This window comes from Moorena sp. SIO2C4 (assembly GCF_010672485.1).
Lineage (GTDB): Bacteria > Cyanobacteriota > Cyanobacteriia > Cyanobacteriales > Coleofasciculaceae > Moorena > Moorena producens.
On the sequence record NZ_JAAHGN010000325.1, the window covers coordinates 1 to 7,155 of the forward strand.

A 7,155-nucleotide genomic window follows, 5' to 3' on the forward strand; every position below is an offset into this window, starting at 1 on the left:
ATTATGGTGTTATTCAACAGACACCCTATTCTGCCGGATATAACGAAGTGCTGATTGTTTCGCCATCCACAGGGGCAGAACAACGCATGCAGGTAAATTTACCAGAGGAAGAATTTCGGATCTATGAACGCTGAGAAAAAACTGAAGCACCATGATAAAATCCAGCATGCTGTGCTCCGGATGACTCAACTTTTGGATGATGTTCTAACCATTGGGAAAGCCGATGCCGGGAAACTCAAGTTTGAGCCAGAACCCATGGATTTAGTTGCTTTGTGTCAGGACATACTCGAAAATATCAAAATTAACCTGGGTTTTAACCATAACCTGATATTCCTTAGTCATGGTAGTTGCCAAGATGTCCTAATCGATGAAAGACTTTTGAGTCATGTCGTTAACAATTTGCTCTTAAATGCCATTAAGTATTCTCCAGAAGGAGGTACTATCAAATTTGAACTCAATTGCAATTCTTCGACCGCAGTAATCCAGGTCCAAGATCAGGGGATCGGTATTCCTAAAAAAGACCAATATCAACTATTTGAGTCCTTTGAAAGAGCAAGTAATGTTGGCAGCATCCCTGGGACTGGACTGGGTTTAGCAATTGTCAAAAAATGTTTAGACTTGCACGAGGGTACAATTGCTGTAAACAGTGAAGTTGGGGTGGGAACTACATTTACGGTTACCCTACCGCTGCACTTTGCTACGAACCCAAATAATTAATAATATCAAATCCGGTTAATCACTTCTACAATAGTTGATCGGCTTTAGTTAATTGTTAATTATTGATAATGAATACATAATTAAAGTCTTCTGTATTCCTAATTCTCAGTTCGGTTGACAATCAACGCTCAACAATGACCCCTCAGCTTTCTATCAAATTCTTGCAAGTTCAGGAAACTAGCAAGTCTACTGGTTCCACTCCCAGTTATCGCCTTGACAGCTATATTGCCCAACAAACACCTGACTTGTCTCGCTCTCGTATCCAGAAGCTGATTGAACAAGGCAACGTGCAAGTGAATGATCACGTGTGCATCTCAAAAAAAGCTAAAGTTCAGCTAGGGGATCGCATCTCCCTGACCATACCTGACCCCAAACCCCTGGAATTACAACCGGAAGTCATCCCCTTAGACATTCTTTATGAAGATGACGTTCTGATTATTATCAATAAACCTGCTGGTTTGGTAGTTCATCCCGCACCTGGCCATGAAAGTGGTACTCTTGTCAATGCCCTTTTAGCCCACTGCCCTAAACTTACAGGTATTGGTGGTGTTCAGCGTCCAGGGATTGTCCACCGCTTGGATAAGGATACAACTGGTGCAATTGCGATCGCAAAAACTGACCAGGCTCATGGACATCTACAAGCCCAACTCCAAGCCAAAACTGCTCAAAGACAATATTTAGGTGTAGTCTACGGTGCTCCGTCTGCTGAGTCTGGCACCATTAACCAAGCGATTGGACGGCATCCTGTAGACCGCAAGAAAATGGCTGTCGTGCCAGTAGAAAAAGGGGGACGCCCAGCTATTACCCATTGGCAAGTCCGAGAACGACTGGGCAACTATACCCTCATGCATTTCCAATTAGAAACTGGTCGCACCCACCAAATTCGTGTCCACAGTAGCTATATTGGTCATCCCATTGTTGGAGATCCCGTTTACAGCAGTGCTCGTTCTGTCGGTGTTAATCTACCGGGTCAAGCACTTCACGCTTGGCGACTACAACTACAGCATCCCGTTTCTGGGGAGTGGATTGAGTTTGTTGCCCCTCCCCCCCTAGCTTTGATCAAACTCTTAGACGTGCTACGACTTCGCTTCAGCTAGTTCCTTGTTCTGAGCCCGATATGGCACTAAGGATTCGTAGTCGATGTTCACAGCTGACACTCGTGGGATAGGGTTGCCTTGGGGAGACAGCTCCCGTGCCATGCCCATATACAGAGACGGATCCCCTTCCTTGGCCTTCTTGTCTTGTGGGACATAACTGCGCACCTGGTTCTGCCAAATGATTTGTGGGAAGCCCAGTACTGCACGGTAGTATTCGTTGTAACGTGGAGATTTGATGTTGAATGGTGTTTCACCCTGAGGGCGACCGGGAAGCACTCGACGCCGTTGATAGGGGACGGTGTTGTACCCAAAATTCTCCATGTACTCTTCGCTGTCGAGCAGTTGATCGACGAAGCCTTGGATACCCTTTGTTGCAATTACAATTGACCAGGCTAATTTTTCCCTTTCGCCATAGATATCACGTCCAAGCACCCGCTGCACGCACTGCTCTACAACGCGATAGTTGCTGTTTTTGTCATAGAAACTGGTCTTGAAGGTTTCAGAAAGCAACAACCCACGAATGAAGTCCCGCACTGTGATCTGACCGAAGCGGAGTTGGGACTCCAGGAACGGTTCACGATCCGAAGCAAAGGCATGGAAGAAGATCTGACGGTATCCTGCCTCGATTAGGGCATCCATGTCTCCGGGAGAGAGCAAGTTTTCAGTGGAATAAATTCTGGGTTGCTCTTCTCCTGGTATCTCATACCCATCTATGCGCGCATTCTGCGTCACAGGGGCGTAGCCTAGTAAAGGAATAGCCACGTTTTTATCTCCGTATTCTTAGAAAATCTTACAAACCTTAATCAAATATATAATGAATCCTGTGTCAGTCTATAAAAAAATTATATTTTAATCGATATTTTAATCCCTAAAGCGACTAGTGATAGCCGGGACAGCAGTCAATCCTCAATCATCAATCGTCATGGGTTAATCAACTAACCCTCTTCTTGCTTTTGTGATTACTCTGTGTGATTACTCTGTGTGTCCCCCTTTAACTTAATCACCTTAATCAGTAATAGGTTATTAATTTTGATTAATTAAAACGTTAATCAAAGCAATAATTTTTAATATTTTTTAAAATAGCCCGAAAGAATTAGACCAAAGAATTAGAGAATAGCCTATCGCTCCTAGCCTCCATACCCGTACCAAAAAGACAGTGGATTAGTCTTGGATGGACACTCAGGCCAATCCCGTAAGTAAGTTTCCAGATCTACCTGCCAGCGTGGCGGTTTTAATCCCAGACCCAAACAGAGATGGGAAATGACCTCAAAAAAACGCTGATCGTGACCAGGGGCACCTAAATGAGCATGGGCATATTCATGGATGACAATACTCAACCAATCAGACCGTGCAATGCGTCCGACATCAATTAAGATCACCGCCGGAGTGGCTAAGATGTTGCAAAAGCCATCAATTCCAAACTTTTCCCCTAAAGGGCTTGCCAAAATCCGCATTGGGCGGCATACGGAATGATGATAGCAGCTATGACAGGCTTCTAGGCAAGTCTGGAGTTCAGCATTAATGGCATCAATGTGATTGCCAATCCAGGTATAAATGCGATCGCGTTCTTTAACATTATCAGTGATCTCTACCATACTTGGGTCTAAAGCCAACTGACCCACAGCATTCAGATACTGGTAGCCCCGGATTAACGGATCATCGCTGATGGTGGAATCACCAGCCCAAGATTGAATAATACTCTTCCTTTGGCAAGACATTTTGTTGTTGTTGAGATGTCACGCCAATATTAGCCCCAGTATTAGCGCCAGCACTAGCCCCATTATCTAGATTAGAGTCAATCCGGGTTTCGATACAAAATGATGCGCTGCTAAATCCACCAAAACGTTTCACTATACTTGTACGCATCCGCCGAGATGGAGTGATAAACGAGAAACGCTCATGAGCACTCATAGTTTCATATTCAGTAATCAGCACTAGCCCATCTTGAGCATCCATCTGATAAAGACCAGCCACTGGCATGGTTTCCGCGTAACCTTTTTCCCGCAATAACTTCCCCTGTCTAGGAGAGTCCCGATCTGGAACCACCACCATCACCGTCGAGTCTTTGTGACCCTCATCAGTCGGATCCCAAGCCATTGTGCCCTGCCAACTGACCAAAGCTCCACCTGCTGCCAAACTCGGATTAATCTTATGAAGCTCACACAGCTCAATGACTTGGGGATGATCAGCCTCTAAGGTAGCTACATTGATGTCCAACTCTCCCTTCTCTGCTTGTCGGAAGGCTAGGTGGTGGGTTGTGCGTTGCGATCGCCAGTTGCCAGCACTGAGCTGGAAAAATTCCATGGCATCAATAATTGGATCCATATTATGGTATTTGGTTTACCGAGTTTTTACTTAAATTTTACTTAAGCTTGAATTTTTGCATATTCCTGAGATTTTTCCAAACCAGCCATCCATGCCCAAGCTATCAGGACTTCCGCTGGTACGCTACATATACTGATACTAAATGGGATTGTGCCACTATATAGGTGGGTTTGGCCTCAGGTTTTGGGTAATATCATGTCCGAATAATTACTCTTAATCAAAATCTTCCCATCTCCCCATCAATATTTATTTATTATCGGTATTCAAAGAGCTAAGTCCGTCAGACATACAGGCACAAGGGCAAATCATCGCTTTCCGGATTTTTATTACAATTTGTATCTTTGATTACTTATTGCTTGACAGAATCGACAGTATTCTATAAGTGTGCTAGATTGATTAACAACGGCCAAAAAAAAGAGCAGTCGGAACACTCGTCCGTCTGCCCTAATCAACGTATTTAAGCTTAGGAGTAAACCTATGGAAACGCCTGGGAAGCTAAGTTTGGAGCAACAGTTCCAGATGAAAATCTACCAAGACCAAGTCAAGCTCTTGAGCCAGGAGGAGGCTCAGTCCTATCTCTTGGAAGTTTTGCGTCAAATGATGGTTAAGGAGAATCTATTCCGCCATCTACTCAAAAACGCTTAACTTTTAATTAGCTGCGAAGGTTTCACTTTGCTTGACTTGTTTTAAGGGGTGCGTCAGTCGTACCTACATTCTACGAATCTACACTGGCATGGGAACGCCTATAATCTAAACCTTCGCTGCTGATCTGAACCTGCTAATAGCCATCGTAGCGCTTCAACCCTGGCTGGGCTACTACTAGATAATAATAGTGTATTTTAGCAATTTCGACTTACGTAAGAACATATAGATACTCAGGGAATTAGATACTTAGGTAATTAGATAGTCAAGGAATGCTTACCAAGACCCCTTGGCTGTTAATGGTTTAAATTTACAATCTTGAATTTAAAATATTATCTTTACAATCCGTACTAGCTTGCATAGTGCTCACCTTAAGCTTCTTCCGAATTGTAGCACACATGATAGGATTAGTGGTGATTGATTTTTACCTCACTTGCCATTATCCCCCCTTTCAGGTCAATCAGCACTTAGGCAAAATGGGTCAACAAACCCACTGAGCTAGTCGAGCTTATAGCCCACAGAGAGATTCATCAACCTGGCCAAGAGCCAAGCTAAGCACTGCCCACCCTAGATCTTTGGTGGGCAGAGATGTAGGGTGGGCAGTGCATTAGACCGATTCATCAACCTGGTGATAGCCAAGCTAAGCACTGCCCACCCTACCATTAATCCCTAGGAACCATTAGTAATTCTCCTGAGATCCTGGCAAGAGGGGGATTTGCGCCAAGAGTTAGCCCAGGCCTCCGGGGTGGTAGGGAAAGCCGTGAGAATAACGGTACCATCAGGGCCAATCAGCCAACCCTGAGCTTCTACAATTCGCCGCCTGGGACGCTTTCGAGCCGACTCCTCCCTAGCAGCAGGAGTGATCTGACTCTGATCATTTTCTGTTGCCGAGTTATCTATGGTCACCCAATCTGCTATCACCGTCTGGCTGATGATTGGGTCAAGGGGACTCGGAGGTAAGCCACCCCGTCCAGTAATAATGAATTCATCCCCTTTGGAACTGTTTGATCCTACTTTGACATTGTCGGTGCAGCTAGCGGCAATCAGTGTAGATGGATCAACTACAGTAGTGGGGAGTTCTACTAAACCATGAGAGGGATTAACCCCAAGGATGTTGATTTGTATGTCACCGTCTACACCACGCTCAGAACTGGCGATGATATCACTCAAGTTGGTTAGTTGATCCGGAAAGTTGAACCCAAAGATCCCTTCAGCGGTAAGTGTAATATTACCCCCCATGCCCTCAAAGGCATTAGCGGTGATGTCGCTATTTTCTTCCAGGAAGGCCACAATTAAATCAGCATTAATGGTGATATCGCCACCATCTCCTGGTTGGTCTTCGGTACCGGCGCTGGTGGTGATTTGACTACCGTTGCGCAATAGTAATAAATCCTGTAGGGTCAGAGTAATATTGCCACCGTCTCCGCTAACGGTTTCAGTAGAGATATTACTTTCTTCAAGGAAGATAGAGTCAGCCTCTACCAAGATGTCACTAGCATTTCCTTGGCCAGAACTACTAGCAGTCACTTGAGCATTATTGGTTAAGGAGAGCGAGCTTCCCCGAATGATGATGTTAGGGTCTTGGTTTTCTTGAGAGTTAACAACTGCTCTTTCCTCTACAGCTGTAGTAATTCTGCTGTCTGAGAGGGAAATGGAGTTGGCATTGAGTGTGATTGTTCCTATTTTGCCAGTAGTTTCGGTAGTACTTAGAATCTCACTATTGTTTTCTAGGGAGATGGAGTCAACATTAATTATTATTATTCCAGCATCCCCAGTACTGTTATCAATCGTTCTGGTACCAATAGTACTGCCTTCTCTGAGCACAAGTGAGTCAGCAGTAATGGTTATTTTTCCAGCATCCCCACTGCTATTGTCTTGAGTCTCGCTGCCAATACCATTGCGCTGACCTTCCAACAATAAAGAACCGGCGGTGATGGTGATCTCTCCAGCATTGCCAGTACTGTTATTTCTAGTGTTGGTACCAATACCACTTTGTTCTCTGAACACAACTGAGTCAGCAGTAATGGTTATTTTTCCAGCATTGCCCTTGCCTTCAGTATCGCTACCCAAACCACTACTATTTTCGATAACTATAGAACCAGCGTCGATGATAACTTGTCCAGCATTCCCCTCTATGGTTTGTCCAGCATTATCCTGACAGGAATCAGTTAAACAAGCATTGCTACTGATACCAGCGTTTCTGATCAGGGATATAGAGTCAGCGGTAACTTCTACTTGACCAGCATCCCCCTTACCTTTTGTCCTACTACCAATCCCCGCCTCTTCTATGGTAAGGGTACCTGTTTGAACGATAACGTTTCCAGCATTTCCATTATCCCCAGAGGTGAGGCTATTGATTCCAGCACTTTTGAGG

Annotated in this window: 6 protein-coding genes and 1 pseudogene; 3 read left to right on the forward strand and 4 right to left on the reverse strand. The window is 44.7% G+C overall.

Translation table 11 applies throughout. The annotated features are described in order from the left end of the window. The first annotated feature begins 123 nt into the window (after positions 1-123). Both F6K20_RS17685 and F6K20_RS17690 read left to right on the forward strand, forming a co-directional pair. Positions 124-717, forward strand: a complete 594-nt coding sequence (locus F6K20_RS17685; protein ID WP_287295463.1) for a sensor histidine kinase — start codon at positions 124-126, stop codon at positions 715-717. Positions 718-851: 134 nt separating this feature from the next. Beyond that, positions 852-1,814, forward strand: a complete 963-nt coding sequence (locus F6K20_RS17690; RefSeq protein WP_287295465.1) for an RluA family pseudouridine synthase — start codon at positions 852-854, stop codon at positions 1,812-1,814. Here F6K20_RS17690 and F6K20_RS17695 read toward each other — a convergent pair. The 3 genes from F6K20_RS17695 to F6K20_RS17705 all read right to left on the reverse strand — a co-directional run bounded on the left by F6K20_RS17695 (position 1,794) and on the right by F6K20_RS17705 (position 4,139). Beyond that, entirely contained in the window at positions 1,794-2,576 is a 783-nt protein-coding gene (locus tag F6K20_RS17695; protein ID WP_287295466.1) for a phycobilisome rod-core linker polypeptide, read from the reverse strand. The two genes, F6K20_RS17690 and F6K20_RS17695, sit on opposite strands and share 21 nt — an antisense overlap. A 365-nt stretch (positions 2,577-2,941) precedes the next feature. Continuing rightward, a complete protein-coding gene (locus F6K20_RS17700; protein ID WP_071106844.1) occupies positions 2,942-3,532 on the reverse strand; it encodes a hypothetical protein in 591 nt (196 codons plus the stop codon). Next, the gene (locus F6K20_RS17705) at positions 3,489-4,139 is read right to left on the reverse strand and encodes a phycobiliprotein lyase (protein ID WP_071106843.1); all 651 of its coding nucleotides are present in this window, start codon (positions 4,137-4,139) and stop codon (positions 3,489-3,491) included. Before F6K20_RS17705 ends, F6K20_RS17700 begins: the two co-directional genes overlap by 44 nt. A 477-nt stretch (positions 4,140-4,616) precedes the next feature. Between F6K20_RS17705 and F6K20_RS17710 the strand changes: the two genes are divergently transcribed. Next, entirely contained in the window at positions 4,617-4,784 is a 168-nt protein-coding gene (locus F6K20_RS17710) for an NblA/ycf18 family protein (RefSeq protein WP_008183188.1), read from the forward strand. Positions 4,785-5,450: 666 nt separating this feature from the next. On the opposite strand, the pseudogene F6K20_RS17715 reads toward F6K20_RS17710, so the two are convergent. Further along, a pseudogene (locus F6K20_RS17715) lies at positions 5,451-7,155 on the reverse strand (hypothetical protein); the annotation flags it as partial.

What these genes read in the sequence shown, in the direction of transcription:
- F6K20_RS17685 (WP_287295463.1), top strand. Translation starts at nt 124, where the DNA reads ATGAACGCTGAGAAAAAACTGAAGCACCATGATAAAATCCAGCATGCT.
- F6K20_RS17690 (WP_287295465.1), top strand. Translation starts at nt 852, where the DNA reads ATGACCCCTCAGCTTTCTATCAAATTCTTGCAAGTTCAGGAAACTAGC.
- F6K20_RS17700 (WP_071106844.1), bottom strand. Translation starts at nt 3,532, where the DNA reads ATGTCTTGCCAAAGGAAGAGTATTATTCAATCTTGGGCTGGTGATTCC.
- F6K20_RS17705 (WP_071106843.1), bottom strand. Translation starts at nt 4,139, where the DNA reads ATGGATCCAATTATTGATGCCATGGAATTTTTCCAGCTCAGTGCTGGC.
- F6K20_RS17710 (WP_008183188.1), top strand. Translation starts at nt 4,617, where the DNA reads ATGGAAACGCCTGGGAAGCTAAGTTTGGAGCAACAGTTCCAGATGAAA.